This is a genomic window from Brevundimonas sp. UBA7838 (assembly GCF_002500885.1).
GTDB classification, from domain to species: Bacteria; Pseudomonadota; Alphaproteobacteria; order Caulobacterales; family Caulobacteraceae; genus Brevundimonas; species Brevundimonas vesicularis_C.
The window spans coordinates 1-20054 of record NZ_DLTK01000065.1; the positions used below are offsets into that span (position 1 = coordinate 1).

Sequence of the window (20054 nt, forward strand, 5' to 3'; positions counted from 1 at the left end):
GGCGGTCACGGGACCGAACTTCTGAACCACGCGACGGCAGGCGCGCGTCGCGGGCTGTTCCGTGCCGCCAGCAGCGGTGCAGGTCGCGCCTTCGCAGGACCAACGAGCACCGTCGATGATGGTGGCGCGTGCGGGCGCCTTGGCGGCGTCGGCCAGCGTCAGGCTGGTGGCGGCGGGGGCTTGGGCGACCGCAGGGGCGGCGACGAACAGGGCGGCGGCGATCAGCAGAGCGCGCATTGGAAACTCTCCGAAATGAAGAACGGCGTCATGCCGCTGCGCTCCCATGTCAGTTTTCGATAAAAACTGTCAAGACGTGCGCAGTGGATTATGAGCGATGATCACTTATCGATGATCATGTTTCAATTGCGGCGCATCGCCGCCGGCCTGAACCTGCGCCATCGCCTCTTCGACGGTTTCGGCGACGGTCCAGGCGTCCAGGAACGACGGCGGCGTCATTCCTTCTGCGACGCTGTGCTTCATCAAGTTGAAGAAGCCGTTCCAGAAGCCGTTCAGGTTCAGGAAGACGACCGGCTTGTGGTGCAGGTCCAGCCGCTTCCAAGACAGCAACTCCACGACCTCTTCCAGGGTGCCGATGCCGCCGGGCGCGACCACGAAGGCGTCGGACTGGTCGTACATCAGTTGTTTGCGTTCGTGCATCGAAGTGACGACGACGGTTTCGACCTCGTCGAACAGGCGTTCGCGGCTGCGCAGGAAGGCCGGCATGATGCCGACGACCCGGCCGCCCGCCTCATGCGCGCCGCGCGCCGAGGCCCCCATCAGGCCTACGCCGCCGCCGCCATAGACCAGCCGCCAGCCGGCCTCGGCCGCCGCCTTGCCGAAGGCGTAGGCCGCCTCGGTATAGGAAGGGTCGGCGGTCTCGGATGCGCCGCAGAACAGGCAGACGGAAGAGCCGTCGAACGGCAGGAACGAAACGGGGGGCAGGGACATGAAGCCTCGAAGAAAACGAATAGGCGGCCTGGCCATGGCCAAACCGACGGCGCTCAAGCTAACACAGGCTCGAGCCGCTGGGTCGCCAGTCCTATATCGTAGAGGCGCAGGATGAAACGTCGGATGATGGTCGCGTGTGTCGCGGTCCTGGCTGCCGCAGCCTGCTCCGATCAGCAGGGCGGCGTGGCGGGGCCAACGGGCGCCGACGAGGCCTCACCTTGGGTTCGCCCGCCCCAGATCGACGGCGTGACGCGCGACAACGGCGTCCTGGTGCTGCGCGGCGGGGCGGGGCCCAATGCGCGCGTTGTGCTGCGTGCGCCGGATGCTGCGGCCGTGGCGACGACGGCGGACGGCGCGGGGCGTTTCGAACTGCGACTGCCGCCTCTGAGCGGCGATGTGCGCTTTACGCCCGAGGTGCAGGTGGGCGAGGACGCAGCCGTCTCGCCCGAGACCCTGGTAGTGATCCAGGGCGGGGCCGGTCCCGTCACCCTGATTGCCGCTGGCCAACCGACTGTTCGCCTCGATGGCGCCGAAGGGCTGGATGCGGTGGATTCGGACGGTGCGACTCTGATGGTTTCAGGCCGGACAAATGGGGCGGCTCCCTCGGTCAATATCAACGGCGCAGATATGGCGCCGACGGCGATCGGGCGCGGCCGCTGGCGGGCGGTCATCGGACAGTCGGGTCCGGCGACGATCACGGTGAATGGCAAGCGCTTCGACTATCCGGGCGCGGGCGCGGCTGGGAGCTTCGTGATCGAGCGGGCGGGGGCGGGCTGGCGGATCACATGGCCCGTCGATCCAGCGGGACGTCAGACGACTTGGCTGCCGGACTGAACGCACTTAACGATCTGGAATCCGTTTCGGTTAAGGAATGGGCCGTCCTCAGGGACACCATCACCGAACCTGCTTGCAGCCCGGCGCCCCCGCCGGGCTTCTTTTTCGCCGGCCGATCAGCCCTTCCTCGGCGTGTCTTTGACCCTGTCGGTGCGATCACGGAACAGGGCGGCGCGGGCGAGCAGGATCAGGGTGACCGGGGTCGTGACAGTCAGGAACAGGCCGATCAGGATTTCGCGCGGCATGAAACGCCGCTCGACGGTCGTGAACCAGACGATTGAGGCCAGCAGGACCAGCGCCATGCCTAGCGTGGCCCCAAGTGTCGGGGCATGGACGCGCTCGTAGAAGGTTTTCAGCCGAACCAGCCCAACCGCGCCCAGTAGCGAAAGGCCCGAGCCGATGACGGCCAGGGCGACGACGATGATGGCGGCCCATGCGGGAACGTCAGCTTGGGTCATTCAATCACCTCGCCGCGCATCAGGAACTTGGCCAGGGCCACGGTGGCGGCGAAGCCCAACATGCCGATCACCAGCGCGGCCTCGAAATAAAGCTGGCTGTTGGTGCGGATGCCGAACACCACCACCAGCAGCATGCCGTTCAGATAAAGCGTGTCCATGCCCAAGACGCGATCCTGGGCGCGCGGACCGTGAATGATCCGCCATGCCGCTAGGCCCATGGCGCAGATCAGCATCAGCTGGGCCAGGCCCAGGCCCCAGGTCAGCACCGCCGCCGTCATTCGAAAATCTCCATCAGCCGGCGCTCGTAGCGATCCTTGATCAGCCGCACCCAGGTCTCTTCATCCACAAGATCCAGCACGTGCAGCAGCAGACGACCGGTGGCGGACTCATACTCGACCCACAAGGTGCCGGGCGTCGAGGTGATGATGATGGCCAGGACCGCCAGGCCGTATCGGTCCCGCAGGTCCAGCGGGATATGGATGAAGCCGGATGTGCGCTCATGCCGTCGCCGCCCCAGAATGATGTGCGACACCGCCCAGTTGGAGCGCACGATGTCGCCGATGACGTCGATGGCGAGCCGCATTATGGCCATTGGCGCCTTCACCCGCACGCGATCCACGCCCAGCGCCAACATGATGATCGGCGCCAGCAGGGCCAGCAGCACGGCGAGCGCCAGAGACGGCGGCGCGACCGAGGCGCTGAGCAGGATCGAGGCGACGAACAGGCCTAGTGAAAGGATGGGGTAGGGGAGGATGCGTCTCATCGGCCGCCTCCACCCAGGACGGCATGGATATAGCCTTGCGGTTCGGCCAGCCAGGCCGCCGTGTGGTCGGTGTAGATCAGGGCGGACCCGGCGAAGATGGCCAGGAACACGCAGGCGCCGAGCAGGGCGGCGACCGCCGTCAGCTCGGCCGCACCCACGACGAAGGCCGGCGCATCCTCGTCGCGCGTCCAGATGGCGCCGACGCCAAGGCGGGTCAGGCCGATCAAGGCGCCGAGGCTGGACACGGAAAGCACGGCTGCCAGCGTCCAGGCCGCCGCATCGCCAACGCCGACCAAGGCGCTGATCATAGAAAGTTTCCCTACGAAGCCGGCCAAAGGCGGCAGGCCGGCAACCATCAGGGTGCAGATCAGAAAGGCCCCGCCCAGGGCCGCGACAGCCGCCGGGATGACCAGGCCCGGCTCGTTGCGCTCTTCGTCGTCGAACGGATCACGATATTCGTCATCGAAAACAGCGCGCGCCTCGCCGACGTCGGCCTCACGTCCACGCTGGAGGATCTCGGCCAGCAGAAACAGGGCTGCGCAGGCCAGGGTGGAGCCGATCAGATAAAAGAGCGCGCCGCTGAGGGTCGCCGCATCGCCGACGCCCAGGCTGGCCAGAACGGTGCCGGAAGAAATCATCACGCCGAACCCGGCGGCGCGCGACAGATCGCGAGAGGCGATCAGGCCGAAGGTGCCGAACGCTATGGTCGCCAGTCCGCCGACGAACAGCCAGGTCAGGCCAAATCCGGCGGAGGCGCCCGCGTCGGCGCCGAACAGCAGCAGACTGAGGCGGATGACCACATAGACCCCGACCTTGGAGAGGATGGCGAAGACCGCCGCCGCCGGCGCGCTGGCCGCCGAATAGGTCGGGGTCAGCCAGAAGCCCAGGGGCCACATGGCGCACTTGATCAGAAAGGCCGTGCCCAGCACCGCCGCTCCGATATGAAACAGTCCCAGGTCATCCACTGAGATGGTCGCAACCCGCGTTGCAACATCCGCCATGTTCAGCGTGCCGATTACCCCGTAGATCAGGCTGACGCCGATCAGGAACAGCAAGGACGCGGTCAGATTGACAGCGATATAGATCACGCCTGCCCGCACACGCGCCTCGCCCGACCCATGCAGGGCAAGTCCGTACGAGGCGGCGAGCATGATCTCGAAAAAGACGAACAGGTTGAACAGGTCGCCGGTCAGCAGGGCGCCGTTCACCCCCATGATGAGAAGCAGGAACAGGGCGTGGAAGCGCGGCCCCGCCCGGTCCCATCGCGCCAAGGCGAAGATCAGGGCGCATCCGCCCAAAACGCTGGTCAGCGCGACCATCATCGTCGACAGCCGGTCGGCCACCAGGACGATGCCATAGGGCGCAGCCCACGATCCCAGGCGATAGACCCGCGCAGTATCGCCGCCGCCCACGGCGCCGTTTGCGCTTTCGTGCAGCAGAACCAAGGCCATGATCAGAATGGCGGCCATAGCGCTCAAGCTGAGCGCCGCCTTCAGCGTTCGGCGACGCTCGTCCAGCAGCAGCATGGCTGAGGCGATGATCATCGGCAGGACGATGGGGCCGATGATCAGATGGGCGTTCCAGTCGATCATGCGTCCGGCTCCTTGCCATCGACATGGTCGCTGCCGGTGATGCCGCGCGCGGCCAGAATGACGACCAGGAACAGCGCCGTCAGGGCGAAGCTGATGACGATCGCGGTCAGGACCAGAGCCTGCGGCGTGGGGTCGGTGTAGCGCGCGGGGTCGGAGACCTCGCCCGCCAGCACGGGCGGCACGCCCGACCTCAGCCGTCCCATGGCGAAGATGAAGATGTTGACCGCATAGGACAGCAGCGACAGCCCCATGATCACCTGGAAGGTGCGCGGGCGCAGCAGCAACCAGACACCCGAGGCCGACAGCACGCCGATGGCGAGGGCGAGAACCAGCTCCATCATGACAGCTCACCCTCCTCGTTGTCTCTCTGTTTGGGCTTGCGCAGCGACTGGTGCGCTAGGGCGACGAGGGTTAGGACCGTGGCACCCACGACCAGAACGACCACGCCCAAGTCGAACAGCACGGCGCTGGCCAAGGGCACGCGTCCCAGGATCGGCAGGTCGGCATACTGGAACCAGGAGGTCAGGAAGGGATAACCGAACAGCCACGATCCGATCCCGCTGATGGCGGCGATCACCAGGCCCGCGCCGATCCAGAAGATGGGCCGGATGGCCAGCCGCTCTTCGACCCACCGGGCGCCCGAGGCCATATATTGCAGGATGAAGGCGATCGACAGGGCCACGCCCGCCGCAAAACCGCCGCCCGGCAGGTCGTGCCCGCGCAGGAACAGGTGAACGGCGAGCAGGATGATGAAGGGGAAGATCCAGCGCATGACAACGCGGGGGATCAGCATGGTTTCCTTCAGCGTGTCGCCCTCCGATCGCGTCTCGTGATCGCGGTCTGAGGCGTCCTGCACGCTCTGCTGACTGGGATTTGACAGGGTGTCGTCGGCGGGACGGAAGCGGCGCAGCAGGGCGAAGATGGTCAGGCCCACAATGCCCAGAACCGTGATCTCGCCGAAGGTGTCGAAGGCGCGGAAATCGACCAGGATGACGTTGACGATGTTGCGCCCGCCCGCGTCTTTATAGGCGTGCTCGACGAAGAAGCGCGAAATCCCCTCGATCGATGGTCGCGTCATGACGGCGTAGGAAATGGCCGCCAAGGCCGCGCCGACGGCGGCGGCGATGATCAGGTCGATGCGGCGACGGCGGCGAGACCGCTTCTCCATGGCCTGTGGCAGGCGAATGGTCTCGAGCCGCTTCGGCAGCCAGCGCAGACCCAGCAGTAGCAGGACGGTGGTCACGACCTCGACCAGCAGTTGGGTCACGGCCAGATCCGGCGCCGACAGCCAGACGAAGGACAGGCAACTGGCCAGACCTGCGCCGCCCATTAGAACCACGGCGGCCAGTCGGTGATATTTCGCCTGCCATGCCGCTGCGACTGCACAACTGGCGCCGAGCAGCCACAGACCGGCGAAGGCCCAGTTTGACAGGGTCAATGTCGGCATGATCGGGCGGATCACCAATCCGGCGCCGATCGCCGCCAGCCCGCCCGCCAGCAGGGCGACCAAGACGATGGCCCTCAGCTGTGCCTGTTGTCGTGTGGCCCCCAACAGACGAACCATCGCCTCCGAGCCCTTGAACAGGCCGGTCATGGTTCGCTCGAACAACCAGCCGCCGTTCAGACGCTTCCAGCCCCACGGTCCGCCGCGCGGGTTGGCGTTGATGCGTTTGCCGAAGACGACATAGAGACCCACGCCGCCGGCGAGGGCGAAAAGGCTCAGCACCAGCGGCAGGTTGAATCCGTGCCACAGGGCCAGACTGTAATAGGGCAGGTCGAAGCCCAGCACCGAAACGGCGGCGCTCTTCAGGAACGGCCCCACCGTTACAGCCGGGAAAATGCCGACGACCAGGCACAGGGCGACTAGCACCTCCACGGGACGGCGCATCCAGGCGGGCGGCTCGTGCGGGATGCGATCCAGCTCTGTCGGCGGCGGACCGAAGAAGGTCGCGTGGATGAAACGCAGTGAATACAGAACGCTGAAGGCGCTGGCCAAGGTGGCCAGGGCGGGCAGCAGCATGTTCAGGCCGTGCGTATGGGCGCTGGCCACCGCCTCGGCCAGGAACATTTCCTTGGACAGGAAGCCGTTCAACAGGGGCACGCCCGCCATCGCGGCTGCGGCCACCATGGCCAAGGTCGCTGTAAAAGGCATGAAGCGGAAAAGACCGCTCAGCTTGCGCATATCCCGCGTGCCGACCTCGTGATCGATGATGCCGGCGGCCATGAAGAGCGACGCCTTGAAGGTGGCGTGGTTCACTGTGTGGAAGATGGCCGCGATACAGGCCAGAGGACTGCCCAGTCCCAGCAGTAGCACGATCAGGCCCAGATGGCTGATCGTCGAATAGGCCAGCAGGCCTTTGAGATCATGCTGGAAGATGGCGCACCAGGCGCCGAGCAGCAGCGTCGCCAGACCCATGCCGCCGACGATCAGATACCAGCTCTCGGACCCCGCCAGGACGGGCCAGAAGCGGATCAGCAGGAAGATCCCAGCCTTCACCATGGTGGCGGAGTGCAGATAGGCGCTGACCGGCGTCGGCGCGGCCATGGCGCGCGGCAGCCAGAAGTGGAACGGAAACTGCGCGCTCTTGGTCATCGCGCCGAGCAGCAGCAGAATAAGCGCCGGGAGATACAGCGGGCTGGTCTGAATCGCCTCACGTGACGCCAAGACGACATCGAGGTCGTAACTGCCGACGATCCGTCCGATCAGAATCATGCCGACCAGCAGGGCGATGCCGCCAGTGGCCGTCACGGTCAGCGCCATGCGCGACCCTTCGCGCGCGGCGGGGTTCTGGTGCCAATAGCCGATCAGCAGGAAGGAAAAGAGGCTGGTCAGCTCCCAGAAGACCACCAACTGGATCAGATTGCCGGACAGCACCACCCCCTGCATCGCGCCCATGAAGGCCAGCAGGAAGGAGAAGAACCGCGGCACCGGATCCTTCGGAGACATGTAGTAGCGGGCGTAAAGCACCACCAAGGCGCCGATCCCCAAAATCAGGGCGCTGAATAGCCACGACAGTCCGTCCAGTCGCAACACGAGATTGACGCCCAGCGACGGCAGCCACGGGATTTCGTAGCGCAGCGTCTCACCGTCCTGGAACATTGGCCATAGCGCGGCCAGACACCCCAGGCTGACCAAGGCCACGACCCACGACAGGATGGCGGCGGAGGTGCGTGCGTGACGCGGCAAGCCGGACGCGACGATGGCGCCAAGGAACGGCAGGACCAGGATGACGACGAGAAGGAAGCTGATGGACATCGAGGCGGGGCGTCTCTCCTGGATCGTGAGGAATAGCTTTGCCAACGCTCAAGGTTGGCCAAGGTTCGCTTTGATCTACGGACAGGGGCGGTGTGCGTCAAAGCGACACCAGATCGCGGCACGTCCGCGCCCAGCAGCTCGGTCGTCGTGCGAGAAGGATCAGGTATTATGGAAAGTTTTTGACCTAACGCCTTGTCTGGCCTCAGTCTTTACCCCGAGTGGCTCCGCAGGTAGGATTCGAACCTACGACCAGCCGATTAACAGTCGGCTGCTCTACCACTGAGCTACTGCGGAACATCTGCTCGGGAGGCGGGCGTATAGCAGCGGCTGTTCCGATCTTGCAATGGGAAAACGAGCCAATCGAAACGATATTTATCGACGATCCCGCAGACCCGCGTGTTGCGGCCTATCGCGATATCCGAGAGCGCGATCTGACGGGTCGTCAAGGACTGTTCATCGCGGAAGGGGAGGTGGTGGTGCGTGGACTGGCGTCGGCGGCGTCGCGCTGCCGGCCCTTGTCGCTGCTGCTGGCGGAAAAGCGCGTTGCGGCCTTGGGCGATGTCATCACGTCTCTGCCGCCCGCGACGCCCGTCTATGTTGCGGGCCAAGCCGTGCTGGACCAAATCGCGGGTTTCGAACTGCACCGGGGCATTCTGGCCTTGGGCCAAAAGCCCGAGCCGCTGTCGCTGGACAAAATGCTGGCGGATATCAGGCCGCAGGACGTGTTCGTTGTGGCCAGCGGGATCGGCAACCACGACAATGTCGGCGGCTTGTTCAGGAACGCCGCCGCGTTCGGCGCCACGGCGGTGCTGCTTGATCCGACCTGCTGCGACCCCTTTTACCGCAAGGCGATTCGCGTTTCGGTCGGCGCGGTGCTGCGCACGCCGTTCGTCGTGGCCGGCGCGACAGACATTATCGAGGCCCTGCAGCGGGCCGGCGTCGAGGTGTTGGCGCTGACGCCTTCGGCGACCGAGCGGCTTTCGGACTACAGGCGCGCCGGACCGGTCGCTCTGATGCTGGGGTCAGAAGGGCCGGGGCTACCCAAGGATTTGATCGACCGTTGCCGGCCGATCGGCATCGCTATGGCGGGCGGGTTCGATTCGCTGAATGTCGCGGCGACCAGTGCGGTTGCGCTTCATCACCTGACGACGACGGCGCTTGCTGGAAGCTGAAAACGCGAAGGCCGCCCCGAGGGGCGGCCTTCGTCCGTATCGTCGCGATGGAGGCCTGACCGGGAATCGAACCCGGGTGCAAGGATTTGCAGTCCTCTGCGTCACCACTCCGCCATCAGGCCGCTTTTTGTCCCCGATTTCTCGGGGGCGGTCATCGCGAGGGGCGTTCGCTATCAGATCGGATTGTCCGCTGCAACGCACGGACCTATAAGCGCGCGAGATTTCCTCCCGGATTATCGTTGAAGGCTGCCTACAGATGGATTTCACCGCAGAGCGCAAGGCCATGGTCGACTCGCAGGTGCGAGTGAACGACGTGACGGATCGCGCGATTCACCTGGCCATGATGGCTGTGCCGCGTGAGAAGTTCTGCGCGCCTGATCGCGCCTTCGCCGCCTATTCCGAAGAATCGGTGGTGATCGCGGGCGAGCGCCGCCTGATGCCTGCGCGCGACGTCGCCAAGCTGCTGCAAGCGGCCGATGCACGCGAAGGCGAGAAGGCCCTGGCGATCGCCGCGCCCTATGCCGCCGCCCTGCTGGCCCGTATGGGTGTCAGTGTCACGGCTCAGGAGTCGGACGACGCCGTTTTCGCCGTGGTCGGCGAGGCCCTGTCCGAAGCGGGCGTAACCACGGTCGGCGCGCCCTTGGCTCAGCCGAGCGGCGAAGGATGGGATCTGATCATTTCCGAAGGCGGCGTCGACAGCCTGCCCGAATCGTGGGGCGCGGCCCTGCGTCCCGGCGGCCGGATCGTCGTGGTCGAACGCCGCGGCGGCATCGGCAAGGCGGCCCTGTATGTTCAGACGCGCGAAGGGCTGTCGCGCCGCGAACTGTTTGATTCGTCGCCAGCGGTCCTTGCCGAGCTGAAGCCCGCCCCCACTTTCGCGCTGTAAGACCAAAGAGACGCGCGGTTGCGGCGGAAATCCCGTTCGCAACCGTGAAGAAAACTTAACTGGCGTGTGGTTCGGTCAGGCCGCAGTTACGCTTGAGAAAACATTCGGGCGTTCTTCGGAGCGTCACGCAAGGACGGACAATGTTGAAACGCTCGCGTGTGCTGGCTTCGGCCGCTGTGGTCGCCGTGATGACCGGTCTGGGCGCGCCGGCCTGGGCCGAGACGCTGCAGGACGCCATCGCCCTGGCCTATCGGACCAACCCCAACCTGCTGGCCCAGCGCGCCAACCAGCGTGCGCTGGACGAGACGGTGGTTCAGGCGCGGTCGGGCCTGCGCCCGACCATCGGCGCCTCGGCCGGCGTGGACTATACCCGCAGCGACTTTCCCGCCGTGACCCAGTTCGTCGATACGAACGGAGACGGCATACCCGATACCCAGGTCACGACCTCATCGTCCGAAACCGAAGGCGCCAATGTCGGCGTGAGCGTCAGTCAGAATGTCTGGACCGCCGGTCGCACCTCGCGCGCCATCGACCAAGCCCGCGCCAGCGTCCTGGCCGGCCGTGAGAACCTGCGTGAGATCGAACAGTCGGTCATGCTGTCGGTGATCCAGGCCTATGTGAACGTCACCCGCGACATGGAAATCCTGCGTATCCGCCAGGAGAACCTGACGGTGCTGCAACGCCAGCTGGAAGAAACCAGCGCCCGTTTTGAAGTCGGTGAGATCACCCGCACCGACGTGGCTCAGGCCGAAGCTTCGCAGGCGCAGTCCGAAGCCGACCTGGCGAACGCCCAGGCCCAGCTGTCCACGTCGCGCGCCGCCTACGCCGCCGTCGTCGGACAGTCGCCGGCCGATCTGGAAGCCGCGCCGGTCTTGCCGGAGGTTCCCGGCGACTTCGACGTCGCCATCGAGACGGCGTTGCAGCGCAATCCCGCTGTGCTCGCCGCAACCTATCAACTGCAAAGCGCCGAGGCCGCCGTCGCCGCCGCCCGTTCGGAATATCTGCCGTCGGTGCGCGCTACCGCCTCCTATGGCGGATCGACCAATGATCTGGGCGACCTGGGCGAACTGGCCGATCGCCGCAGCTTCACCGCCGGCGCCACCCTGTCCGTGCCGCTCTTCACCGGCGGTCTGAACCGCTCGCGTGTCGCCCAGGCTTTGGAGCGCGCCAACGCGGCCCAGATCGGCATCGAGGGTGAGCGCCGCACCGTGCTGCAGAATGTCAGCTCGGCCTATGCCCAGGTGCTGTCGACCCGCGCCACGGTCGCCGCCGGCACAGAAGCGGTTCGCGCCGCATCGGTCGCGGCCGAAGGCGTGCGCCAGGAAGCCCAGGTCGGCCTGCGCACCACGCTGGACGTGCTGAATCAGGAACTGGCCTTGCGCAATGCCCAGACTTCGGTCGCCAGCGCCCGCGCCGCCGAATACGTTGCCCGCGCTTCGCTGCTGGCCGCCATGGGCCAGTTGGAAGGCCCGGCGCTCAACCCGACGATCGAGGTCTATGATCCGGCTGCGAACTACGACCAGGTCAAGGGACGCGGCGGCCTGCCGTGGGACGGCGTGATCGAGACGCTGGACCGCGTGGCCTCGCCGCCGATCGTGACCACGCCGGACACCGCCGACGCGCCGATCGACGCTCAGCTCAAGGGCGAGGTCGTGCGCACGGCGCCGCAGAACTGACCGCGTCGAATACGGACGGAAACCGCCCGTTGATTCCGACGGACGAAGATGCGACGACAAGGCACAGGTTTCGAGCGATCCATCGCTCGGCGCCCAACCCCTTCTACCCCAGGCCTCGCCCAAGGTTGCGCCATGACCGATCAGTCCGCCCAGGAACCGACCATGGAAGAGATTCTGGCGTCGATTCGCCGGATCATCTCCGAAGACGAGGCCCCGGCCGAAACGCCGGCGGCCGCGATGCCGGAAGCCACGCCTGAGCCGGTTCCCGAGCCGATCGCGGCCGAAACCGTCTTCGCCGCCCCGGTCGAGCCGACGCCGGAACCCGCCGCCGTCGAAGACGATGTGCTGGAACTGACCGACCGCTATGAAGCGCCGGCCGAGACCATCGGCGATCTGGACGTGGTCGAGCATTCGCCCCCGCCCTATCAGCCCGAGCCTGAACCCGCGCCGGCTTACGAATCGGCTCCCGAGCCGGCCCCGGCCTATGACACCTTGGTCGGCGACAGCGCCGCCGCCAGTGCGGCCTCGGCCTTTGCGGGCCTAGCCGCCAGCTTCAAGAAGCCTGAGCCGGCTCCGTCGGCCTCGGGCGACCTGCCCTTCGTCAGCGGCAACACGGTCGAGGCCATGGTCGCCGAGATGCTGCGCCCGCTGCTGAAGGACTGGCTGGACAACAACCTGCCCGGCATCGTCCAGGCGGCGGTACAAAAGGAAGTCGAACGCATCGCGCGCAGCGCCTAGCCCTTCGCTTCAGCCCAGACTAATCCGAGGGGCGGCTCCTGAAGGGGCCGCCCTTTCGCATTTTGCAAAAGACCAGACGCCAATGCTTGAGAAGACTTTCGAACCCCAGGCCGCCGAGCCCCGCCTTTACGCCCAGTGGGAAGAGAGCGGCTTGTTCGCGCCCCGCACCGACGGCGCCGCCGAGGCCTATTCGATCGTCATTCCGCCGCCCAACGTGACCGGCAGCCTGCATATCGGCCATGCACTGAACAATACGCTGCAGGATATCCTTGCCCGCTATCACCGGATGAAGGGCAAGGCGGTGCTGTGGCTGCCTGGCACGGACCACGCCGGCATCGCCACCCAGATGGTGGTGGAGCGCCAGCTGGCCGCCGCCGGCAATGTGGGGCGTCGCGACATGGGCCGCGACGCCTTCATCGAGAAAATCTGGGAATGGAAGGCCGAAAGTGGCGGGACCATCGTGCGTCAACTGCGCCGCCTCGGCGCATCGTGCGACTGGTCGCGCGAGCGGTTCACCCTGGACGAGGGGCTGAACGCCGCGGTCCGCAAGGTCTTCGTGCAACTGCACAAGGAAGGCCTGATCTATCGCGACAAGCGGTTGGTGAACTGGGACCCGCATTTCCAGACCGCCATCTCGGACCTGGAGGTCGAGCAGCGCGAGGTGGACGGCGCCTATTGGCACTTCGCCTATGCGCTGGCCGATGGCGTCACCTATGAGCATCCGGTCGCCTTCGACGAGGACGGCAAGGCGACGGAGTGGGAGACGCGCGACTTCATCGTCGTCGCCACGACCCGGCCCGAGACCATGCTGGGCGACACCGCTGTGGCGGTGCATCCGGATGACGAACGCTATGTCGGACTGGTCGGCAAGTTCGTGACCCTGCCGATCACCGGTCGTCGCATCCCCATCGTCGCCGACGATTATGCCGATCCGACCAAGGGTTCGGGCGCGGTGAAGATCACGCCAGCGCATGATTTCAACGACTTCGGCGTGGGCAAGCGGGCGGGTCTTCCGTCGCTGAATATCCTCGACGCTTTCGGACGCATCACGGACGTCGATACGCCCGACGTGCCTGCGGACTACGTCGGGCAAGACCGTTTCGCCGCGCGCAAAGCTATCGTCGCCCGCGCCGAGGAAGAGGGCTGGCTGCGCGAGATCGAGAAAACCAAACATGTCGTCCCGCATGGCGACCGCTCCGGCGTCGTTATCGAGCCGCGGCTGACAGACCAGTGGTACGTCGATGCCAAGGTCCTGGCCCAGCCCGCGCTGAAGGCGGTGGAGCAGGGCGATACGGTGTTCGAGCCGAAATCGTACGAGAAGATCTATTTCGAATGGCTGCGCAACATCGAGCCGTGGTGCATCTCGCGCCAGCTGTGGTGGGGGCACCGCATCCCGGCCTGGTATGGTCCGAACGGCGAGATTTATGTCGCCGAGACGGAGGAGGACGCCCGCGAACAGGCGATGGCCGACTATGATTCCGAGGTCGCCCTGACCCAGGACGAGGACGTTCTCGACACCTGGTTCTCCTCGGCCCTGTGGCCGTTCTCGACCATGGGCTGGCCCGAGAAGACCGTGGACCTGGAGCGCTTCTATCCGACCAGCGACCTGGTCACGGCGGCGGACATCATCTTCTTCTGGGTCGCCCGGATGATGATGATGGGCCAGCACTTCATGGGCGAGGTGCCGTTCAAGCGCGTCATCATCAATGGCCTCGTGCGCGACGAGAAGGGCCAGAAGATGAGCAAATCGAAGGGGAACGTCATCGACCCCCTCGGCATCATCGACGAGCTGGGCGCTGATCCGCTGCGCTTCACCATGGCCATCCTGTCGGGCACGCGCGACATCAAGCTGTCGAAGCAGCGGATCGAGGGCTATCGCAACTTCGGCACCAAGCTGTGGAACGCCGCCCGCTTCAGCCAAATGAACGAGGCGCGCCGGGTGGCGGGCTTCGATCCCGCGAGCGTCGATCAAACGATCAACCGCTGGATCCGCGGCGAGCTGACCAAGGCCGAACGCGCCGTGTCCGAGGCCATCGAAGGCGGACGCTTCGACGATGCGGCGGGCGCCCTGTACCGCTTCGTCTGGAACGTCTTCTGCGACTGGTATCTGGAACTGGCCAAGCCTGTCTTCCAGGGCGCCGATGAAGCCGCAAAGACCGAGACGCGGGCGATGACGGCCTGGACGCTGAATCAGACGCTCAAGCTGCTGCATCCGGTCATGCCCTTCATCACCGAGGAACTGTGGGCCGAACTGGGCAAGGAGGGCCCGGCGCGCGATGGCTTGCTGATCGGCGCCGAGTGGCCGGTGCTGCCGGACGCCTTCATCGACGCTTCGGCCGAAGCTGAGATCGGCTGGCTGGTCGATCTGGTCGGCGAGATTCGCGGTCTGCGCGCCGAAATGAACGTGCCGCCGTCGGCCAAGCCGCCGCTGGCCTTTGTCGCGCCCGACGCCGTGACGGTTGAGCGAATCGCCCGCCATCGCGATCTGATCCTGACCCTGGGCCGGGTGTCCGAGGTCGGTTCTGCGGACGCGGCGCCGACAGGGGCCGTGACCTTCGTGTCCGGCGGTTCGACCATCGCCTTGTCCTTGGCGGGCATCATCGATGTGACCGCCGAACGGGCCCGTCTGGAGAAGGAAATCGCCGCCTTCGACAGCGACATCGGCCATGTGAACAAGAAGCTGGGCAATCCTAACTTCGTGTCTCGCGCCGCGCCGGAAGTCGTCGACGAACAGCGCGCCAAGCTGGCCGAGGCCGAGGCAGGCAAGGTCAAGCTACAGGCGGCGCTGGCGCGTCTGGCGTCGCTTTGACGCCCTGATGAAAGCAAGGCTGTGAAGACGCGGATTGATCAGCTTCTGGTTGCGCGCGGCCTGTTCGACAGCCGATCGCAGGCGCGCGCCGCGATCGAGGCAGGGCTGGTTCTGGCCGACGGCGTGATCGTGCGGAAGGCGTCCGAACAGTTCGCGGACGACATCGCGCTGGAGGCCCAACCCGCCCACCCGTGGGTCGGGCGCGGCGCGCTGAAGCTGGACCACGCTCTGACCCTGTGGCCCGTTCTCGTCGAGGGTAGGGTGGCGCTGGATGTCGGCGCATCGACCGGCGGCTTTACCGAGGTTTTGCTGAACCGCGGCGCGGCGAAGGTGTTCGCCGTCGATGTCGGCTTCGGGCAGATGCACGCACGCATGTTGTCCGATCCCCGCGTGGTCAATCTGGAGCGCACCGATGCGCGCGACCTGACGCCCGATCTGATCCCGCAGCCGCCGTCGCTGGTCGTCTGCGACGCCAGTTTCATCAGCCTGATCAAGGTTCTCCCGGTCGCGCTTGATCTGGCGACGCCTGGCGCGGATCTGGTCACCTTGATCAAGCCGCAGTTCGAGGCCGATGGCCCGGGCGGCGGCAAGAAGGGCGTGATCAAGGATGCGACGGCGCATGCGGCCGCCGTGGAGCGCGTGCGCGACTGGCTGGAAGCGCTGGGTTGGGCGGTTCAGGCGACAACCGAAAGCCCGATCACCGGCGGCGAAGGCAATGTCGAGTTCCTGCTCTGGGCGAAGAAGCCAGGCTAGGGCCGTAACCCCAAAAACGGGCTCAAGTAGGCCAACGGCCGATAGCCCCAAAAAGGGCTCAAGTAGGCCAACGGCCGATAGCCCCTGAAACAAAGAGAAACCGCCGGAGGATTGCTCCTCCGGCGGCTCCGTCACGTCGTCGATCGACAGGGGGGCTGAAAATTAATCGACGACGCGATAGCGGCCGTACTGGTCGGGGCAGGTGCGGACGTAGCGGGTGTCCGTGCGACCATCTGGCAAACGGATCTGGCTTTCGGCCAGACGGCATCCGTCTGAATTCTGATAGGCGTCGACCGGGCGCGAGCGGTCGTCGTAATAGCCGCCACGGCTGTAGGCATAGTCGTCGCGACGGTCGTAATCGTCGTAGCGATAGCCTTGGTCGCCGGTGTAACGATCGTCGTAATAGCCGTAGCTAGGTTGGCTGTAGCCTTGGGCGTAGTAGCCGTTTGAGCCATAGCTGCTTTGATAGCTGCGGCAGGCGTCCGAGCTGGACCGACCGACCTGCGACCCGACGACAGCGCCGAGCACGCCGCCCAGGATGCTGCCCTCGGTGCGGCGGCCGCGTGCAGCCAGTTGCGAGCCGATGACGGCGCCCGCGCCACCGCCGATCACCGCGCCGGCGCCGGTGCGACCTTGGCGCTCACGCGCGCAAGGATCGTAATAGCGGCCGCTGTTGTAATCGTACGATCGGCTATAGGCGCCCGTGCCGTAGTTCTGGCTGTAGCCGCTGCCGTAATAGTTTTGGGCCGACGCCGTAAGCGGGGCGGCCGTGACGCCGAACGCCAGGGCGGCGACGGCGGCGATCGATGTTTTCGTGAGACGCATTTTCCAACCCTCTGAGGACCGAACGGTTTTCCGTCAAACGTTAACGGCAAAGCCTCGTGTCTCGTTGCACGAGGATTTACGACGGCGAAGCTGAACGGCAATTGATCGGTTCGTTCATCTTCGTTCATGTTCAGCGAACCTGCCGCGATGGCCCTGTGGCTTGAGCGAAGGGGGACCTGCGGCTAGAAGCCCGCCGATGGATATCCTCACCATCGACCGCGTCGGCGGCCAAGGCGACGGCGTCGCCCAGACGCCGTCTGGCCCGGTGTTCGCCGGCCTGACCTTGCCCGGCGAAACGGTGCGCGGCGTGGTCGTGGACGGGCGGCTGGAAGAGGTCGAAATCATCACGCCCAGCCCCGACCGGATCGTACCGGTCTCGCCCCAGTATGGCGATTGTGGCGGCTGCTCGCTTCAGCATTGGTCCGAGGGGCCGTATCTGGACTGGAAGCGAGAACAGGTGCGACTGGCCCTGGCGCGCGAGCGGATCGAGACCGAGATCGAGGCGACGGTGGCGACTCCGCCGGCCAGTCGTCGTCGCCTTGCGCTTCATGCCCGTCGCATCCAGGATGGACGGGTCGTGCTGGGCTTCAAGGCGCGCCGCTCCTGGCGGCTGGTCGAGGTGAAGGCCTGTCCGGTCGCCGATCCCCGGATCGTGGCGGCCATTCCGGCGCTGACCCAGGTCGCGGCCGCCTTTTTCGAACATCCGAAGTCCGCGCCGACCCTGCACGTCACCTGGACCCTGTCGGGGCTGGATGTGGATGTGACCGGGGTCGAACGGCGCTCGGGCGGAGGCCTGTCGGCCGACGCGCAGATGAAGGCCATCGAGGCGGCGCACCGGGCCGATCTGGCGCGCCTGAGCCTGGCGGGCGACACCCTGGTGATGGCGCGCCAACCCAAGGTGGGGTTCGGCCCTGCCACCGTGGCCCTGCCGGCGGGTGGATTTCTGCAGGCGGTCCCTCAGGCCGAGGCGGCGATGGTGTCTCGCGCGCTGACGGCGGTGAAGGGCGCCAAGAAGATCGCCGATTTGTTCTGCGGCGCCGGGACCTTCACCTTCCCCTTGGCCACGGTCGCGCCGGTGATCGCAGCGGACGCGTCCAAGCCCGGCATCGATGCGCTGAAGGCCGCCGTCGGTTCGGCCAAAGGGATGAAGGCCATAACGGCCGAGGCGCGCGATCTGTTTCGTCGGCCGATGAATCCTTATGACCTGAAGGGATGCGACGCCATCGTGTTCGATCCGCCGCGGGCCGGCGCGATCGACCAGACGGCTCAGATCGCGGACACCAAGGCCGGCGTCGTCGTGGGCGTATCGTGCAACCCTCAGACCTTTGCGCGTGATGCGCGGGTGCTGATCGATGCCGGTTTTACGTTGGAGACGGTGACCCCGGTGGATCAATTCCTGTGGTCCTCGCACGTCGAACTGGTGGGGGTTTTCAAACGATGACCTTGGACGACACGAGCGAAGAGGATGGCGGCGGTTTCGACGCCGACGACTGGATGCGGCTAAAGCCGTTCACCGGTGCCGTGGCGACGCTGGACGACGTTCAGGCGAGACGTGCGGTGTTCGCCTTGGGCGAAACCGACGATCCGCGTCCCATCGTCATGGATCTGCCCCAGCCGGTCATCTGGTGGGAAGAGGACGGCGAACAGGCGGCGGTGGCCGTTCAGGCCGAAAGCCATCTCGGCGCCGATGGCGAGGAGATGGAAATCCTGGGTCTGATCCTGCCAGACGGGGAGGGCGCGGTGGCCCTGATGGAGGATGTCGATCTGGTCGATGACACCGACCCCACCTGGCGCGATCTGGTCACGCGCGCCATCGACCCTTCCGCGGCGGACGACTAACCGAACAACTCCAACTGCGGCCGAGCGTCTGCGGGCACGCGGAACTGGGTTTCGTCCAGCAGGCGGTGCGGCGTATCGAGGCCGTAGCGTTTGACGGCGGCCTTGAACCGCGTTCCGATCAGTTCGGCGACGGGGCCGGTTCCCTTCATCCGCTGAGACCAGTCGGCGTCATAATTCTTGCCCCCACGCGTCTGGCGGATCAGGGACATGACGCGCGCGGCGCGATCCGGGCGGGCGTCGGCCAGCCATTCCCGAAACAGATCCTTGATTTCAAGCGGCAGACGCAGGGTGACATACATGGCCCGCGTCGCCCCGGCCTTGGCGGCGGCTTCCAGGATGGCTTCCAGTTCGTGGTCGTTCAGACCGGGAATGACGGGGGCGAACCCGACCCCGACCGGACAACCGGCGTCGGCCAGGCGGCTGATCGCCTCCAGCCGCTTGGCGGGGGTCGAGGCGCGCGGCTCCATCGCCCGCGCCAGCCCACGATCCAGGGTGGTGATGGAGACGAAGGCCGAGGCCAGCCCCGCCTTGCCCATCGGGCCCAGAATGTCGGCATCGCGCGCGATCAACACCGACTTGGTGATGATGCTGAACGGATGCCTGAATCTTTGCATGACCTCCAGAATCGAGCGCGTCGATTTCAGATCACGTTCACCCGGCTGATAGGGGTCGGTATTGCCGCCTATGTGGATGCGCTTGCATCGGTATCGGGGTGCGAGGAACGCCTGTTCCAGCAGACTTGCGGCCTGGGGCTTGAAGAAGATCCGGCTCTCGAAATCCAGGCCCGGGGATAGGCCCATCCAGGCATGGGACGGACGGGCGTAGCAGTAGATGCAGCCATGTTCGCAACCTTTGTACGGGTTGATGGAGCGGTCGAAGCCGATGTCCGGACTGTCGTTCCGGGCAATGATGGTGCGGGCGTGTTCAGGGGTGAGGGTTGTGCGCAGTGGCGCGGCCTCGGCGTCGTCTTGCGTCCAGCCGTCATCGAACGACTGATGCTGCTCAGGCTCGTAGCGGCCGCTGACATTCGAACGCGCGCCTCTTCCCTTGGCGGTTTCCATGGGAAGGACGATGCGACATCAGATAGAACAAAGCAAGAACATTTGTTCTAGAGGTTTTGGTTCAGTCGGGGCCGATGACCATGCAGGTCACGCGACGCGCAGCCAGCGCCTCGCAGGCGGACTTTGCGCCGGTTTCGGACAGGCCGACGAAGCGCGAGCGATACCAGTCGCCGGCGGTCTGGACGTTGCGTTCGGCGGTGGCGAACTGATCGCGGAAGCGGCGATTGACCTCGGTCAGCCAGTCGGTCGCCACCTTTTCCTCGCGGAAGGCGCCGACCTGCACCGCCCAGCGACCGGCCGGCGTTCTGGGCGCGGCGCGTGTCGGTTCACGCGTTGCAGACGACGCAGAACGACGGGGCGTGGTGGACGGCGCGACAGCGGCATTGGCCGGGGCGCCGTTCAGCGAAGCGGTGACATTGCGTGGCCCGCGCGTAGCGGAGGAGG

General features: G+C 65.9%; 20 protein-coding genes and 2 tRNA genes. 9 read left to right on the plus strand and 13 right to left on the minus strand.

Annotated elements, in window-relative coordinates; genetic code table 11:
• Both B3T77_RS04965 and B3T77_RS04970 read right to left on the minus strand, forming a co-directional pair.
• The coding region (locus B3T77_RS04965) for a CC_3452 family protein (protein ID WP_292077799.1) at window positions 1-237 on the minus strand (237 nt) is incomplete at its 3' end.
• Between the two features lie 105 nt (window positions 238-342).
• Window positions 343-948, minus strand: a complete 606-nt coding sequence (locus B3T77_RS04970) for a TIGR00730 family Rossman fold protein (protein WP_292077801.1) — start codon at window positions 946-948, stop codon at window positions 343-345.
• Between the two features lie 111 nt (window positions 949-1059).
• On the opposite strand from B3T77_RS04970, the gene B3T77_RS04975 reads away from it, so the two are divergent.
• A complete protein-coding gene (locus tag B3T77_RS04975; RefSeq protein ID WP_292077803.1) occupies window positions 1060-1782 on the plus strand; it encodes a hypothetical protein in 723 nt (240 codons plus the stop codon).
• Window positions 1783-1898: 116 nt separating this feature from the next.
• Here the strand turns inward: B3T77_RS04975 and mnhG are convergent, their stop codons facing one another.
• From mnhG to B3T77_RS05010, 7 genes are all read right to left on the minus strand, one after another.
• Window positions 1899-2240 carry a monovalent cation/H(+) antiporter subunit G gene (gene mnhG / locus B3T77_RS04980; protein WP_292077805.1) on the minus strand — a complete coding sequence of 114 codons (342 nt, stop codon included), beginning with the start codon at window positions 2238-2240 and terminating at the stop codon, window positions 1899-1901.
• The gene (locus B3T77_RS04985) at window positions 2237-2518 is read right to left on the minus strand and encodes a K+/H+ antiporter subunit F (RefSeq protein ID WP_045810222.1); all 282 of its coding nucleotides are present in this window, start codon (window positions 2516-2518) and stop codon (window positions 2237-2239) included. Before B3T77_RS04985 ends, mnhG begins: the two co-directional genes overlap by 4 nt.
• Complete coding sequence (locus tag B3T77_RS04990) at window positions 2515-3003, minus strand: Na+/H+ antiporter subunit E (RefSeq protein WP_292077807.1); 489 nt, start codon at window positions 3001-3003, stop codon at window positions 2515-2517. The genes B3T77_RS04985 and B3T77_RS04990 overlap by 4 nt, the downstream gene beginning before the upstream one ends.
• Window positions 3000-4595 (minus strand): monovalent cation/H+ antiporter subunit D, encoded by a 1596-nt coding sequence (locus B3T77_RS04995; RefSeq protein WP_292077809.1) that lies wholly within the window; start codon window positions 4593-4595, stop codon window positions 3000-3002. The genes B3T77_RS04990 and B3T77_RS04995 overlap by 4 nt, the downstream gene beginning before the upstream one ends.
• Window positions 4592-4933 carry a Na+/H+ antiporter subunit C gene (locus B3T77_RS05000; protein ID WP_055754915.1) on the minus strand — a complete coding sequence of 114 codons (342 nt, stop codon included), beginning with the start codon at window positions 4931-4933 and terminating at the stop codon, window positions 4592-4594. The genes B3T77_RS04995 and B3T77_RS05000 overlap by 4 nt, the downstream gene beginning before the upstream one ends.
• Window positions 4933-7851, minus strand: coding sequence for a monovalent cation/H+ antiporter subunit A (locus B3T77_RS05005; RefSeq protein ID WP_292077815.1), 2919 nt, complete (start codon window positions 7849-7851; stop codon window positions 4933-4935). Before B3T77_RS05005 ends, B3T77_RS05000 begins: the two co-directional genes overlap by 1 nt.
• 219 nt (window positions 7852-8070) lie before the next feature.
• Window positions 8071-8145: transfer RNA gene (locus B3T77_RS05010), tRNA-Asn, on the minus strand.
• Window positions 8146-8189: 44 nt separating this feature from the next.
• Between B3T77_RS05010 and B3T77_RS05015 the strand changes: the two genes are divergently transcribed.
• Window positions 8190-9023 (plus strand): TrmH family RNA methyltransferase, encoded by an 834-nt coding sequence (locus B3T77_RS05015; protein ID WP_292077816.1) that lies wholly within the window; start codon window positions 8190-8192, stop codon window positions 9021-9023.
• Between the two features lie 48 nt (window positions 9024-9071).
• On the opposite strand, the gene B3T77_RS05020 is transcribed toward B3T77_RS05015, so the two are convergent.
• Window positions 9072-9145, minus strand: a tRNA-Cys gene (locus tag B3T77_RS05020).
• Between the two features lie 134 nt (window positions 9146-9279).
• On the opposite strand from B3T77_RS05020, the gene B3T77_RS05025 reads away from it, so the two are divergent.
• From B3T77_RS05025 to B3T77_RS05045, 5 genes are all read left to right on the plus strand, one after another.
• Window positions 9280-9909, plus strand: a complete 630-nt coding sequence (locus B3T77_RS05025) for a protein-L-isoaspartate O-methyltransferase family protein (RefSeq protein WP_292077821.1) — start codon at window positions 9280-9282, stop codon at window positions 9907-9909.
• Window positions 9910-10049: 140 nt separating this feature from the next.
• Complete coding sequence (locus B3T77_RS05030) at window positions 10050-11585, plus strand: TolC family outer membrane protein (protein WP_292077824.1); 1536 nt, start codon at window positions 10050-10052, stop codon at window positions 11583-11585.
• A gap of 132 nt (window positions 11586-11717) precedes the next feature.
• Window positions 11718-12323 carry a DUF2497 domain-containing protein gene (locus tag B3T77_RS05035; protein ID WP_292077826.1) on the plus strand — a complete coding sequence of 202 codons (606 nt, stop codon included), beginning with the start codon at window positions 11718-11720 and terminating at the stop codon, window positions 12321-12323.
• A gap of 82 nt (window positions 12324-12405) precedes the next feature.
• Window positions 12406-15132 carry a valine--tRNA ligase gene (locus tag B3T77_RS05040; protein ID WP_292077828.1) on the plus strand — a complete coding sequence of 909 codons (2727 nt, stop codon included), beginning with the start codon at window positions 12406-12408 and terminating at the stop codon, window positions 15130-15132.
• A 21-nt stretch (window positions 15133-15153) separates the two neighbouring features.
• Window positions 15154-15885, plus strand: coding sequence for a TlyA family RNA methyltransferase (locus tag B3T77_RS05045; protein WP_292077830.1), 732 nt, complete (start codon window positions 15154-15156; stop codon window positions 15883-15885).
• Between the two features lie 162 nt (window positions 15886-16047).
• Here the strand turns inward: B3T77_RS05045 and B3T77_RS05050 are convergent, their stop codons facing one another.
• Complete coding sequence (locus tag B3T77_RS05050) at window positions 16048-16710, minus strand: glycine zipper 2TM domain-containing protein (RefSeq protein WP_292077833.1); 663 nt, start codon at window positions 16708-16710, stop codon at window positions 16048-16050.
• A 196-nt stretch (window positions 16711-16906) separates the two neighbouring features.
• Between B3T77_RS05050 and B3T77_RS05055 the strand changes: the two genes are divergently transcribed.
• Entirely contained in the window at window positions 16907-18151 is a 1245-nt protein-coding gene (locus tag B3T77_RS05055; RefSeq protein WP_292077836.1) for a class I SAM-dependent RNA methyltransferase, read from the plus strand.
• 2 nt (window positions 18152-18153) lie between these two features.
• Window positions 18154-18549, plus strand: coding sequence for a hypothetical protein (locus B3T77_RS05060; protein ID WP_292077838.1), 396 nt, complete (start codon window positions 18154-18156; stop codon window positions 18547-18549).
• On the opposite strand, the gene B3T77_RS05065 is transcribed toward B3T77_RS05060, so the two are convergent.
• Together B3T77_RS05065 and B3T77_RS05070 are read right to left on the minus strand one after the other, a co-directional pair.
• Complete coding sequence (locus B3T77_RS05065; RefSeq protein ID WP_292077840.1) at window positions 18546-19610, minus strand: PA0069 family radical SAM protein; 1065 nt, start codon at window positions 19608-19610, stop codon at window positions 18546-18548. The two genes, B3T77_RS05060 and B3T77_RS05065, sit on opposite strands and share 4 nt — an antisense overlap.
• 61 nt (window positions 19611-19671) lie before the next feature.
• Window positions 19672-20054, minus strand: a 383-nt coding sequence (locus B3T77_RS05070; RefSeq protein ID WP_292077842.1) for an SPOR domain-containing protein, incomplete at its 5' end; no start/stop codon positions are given.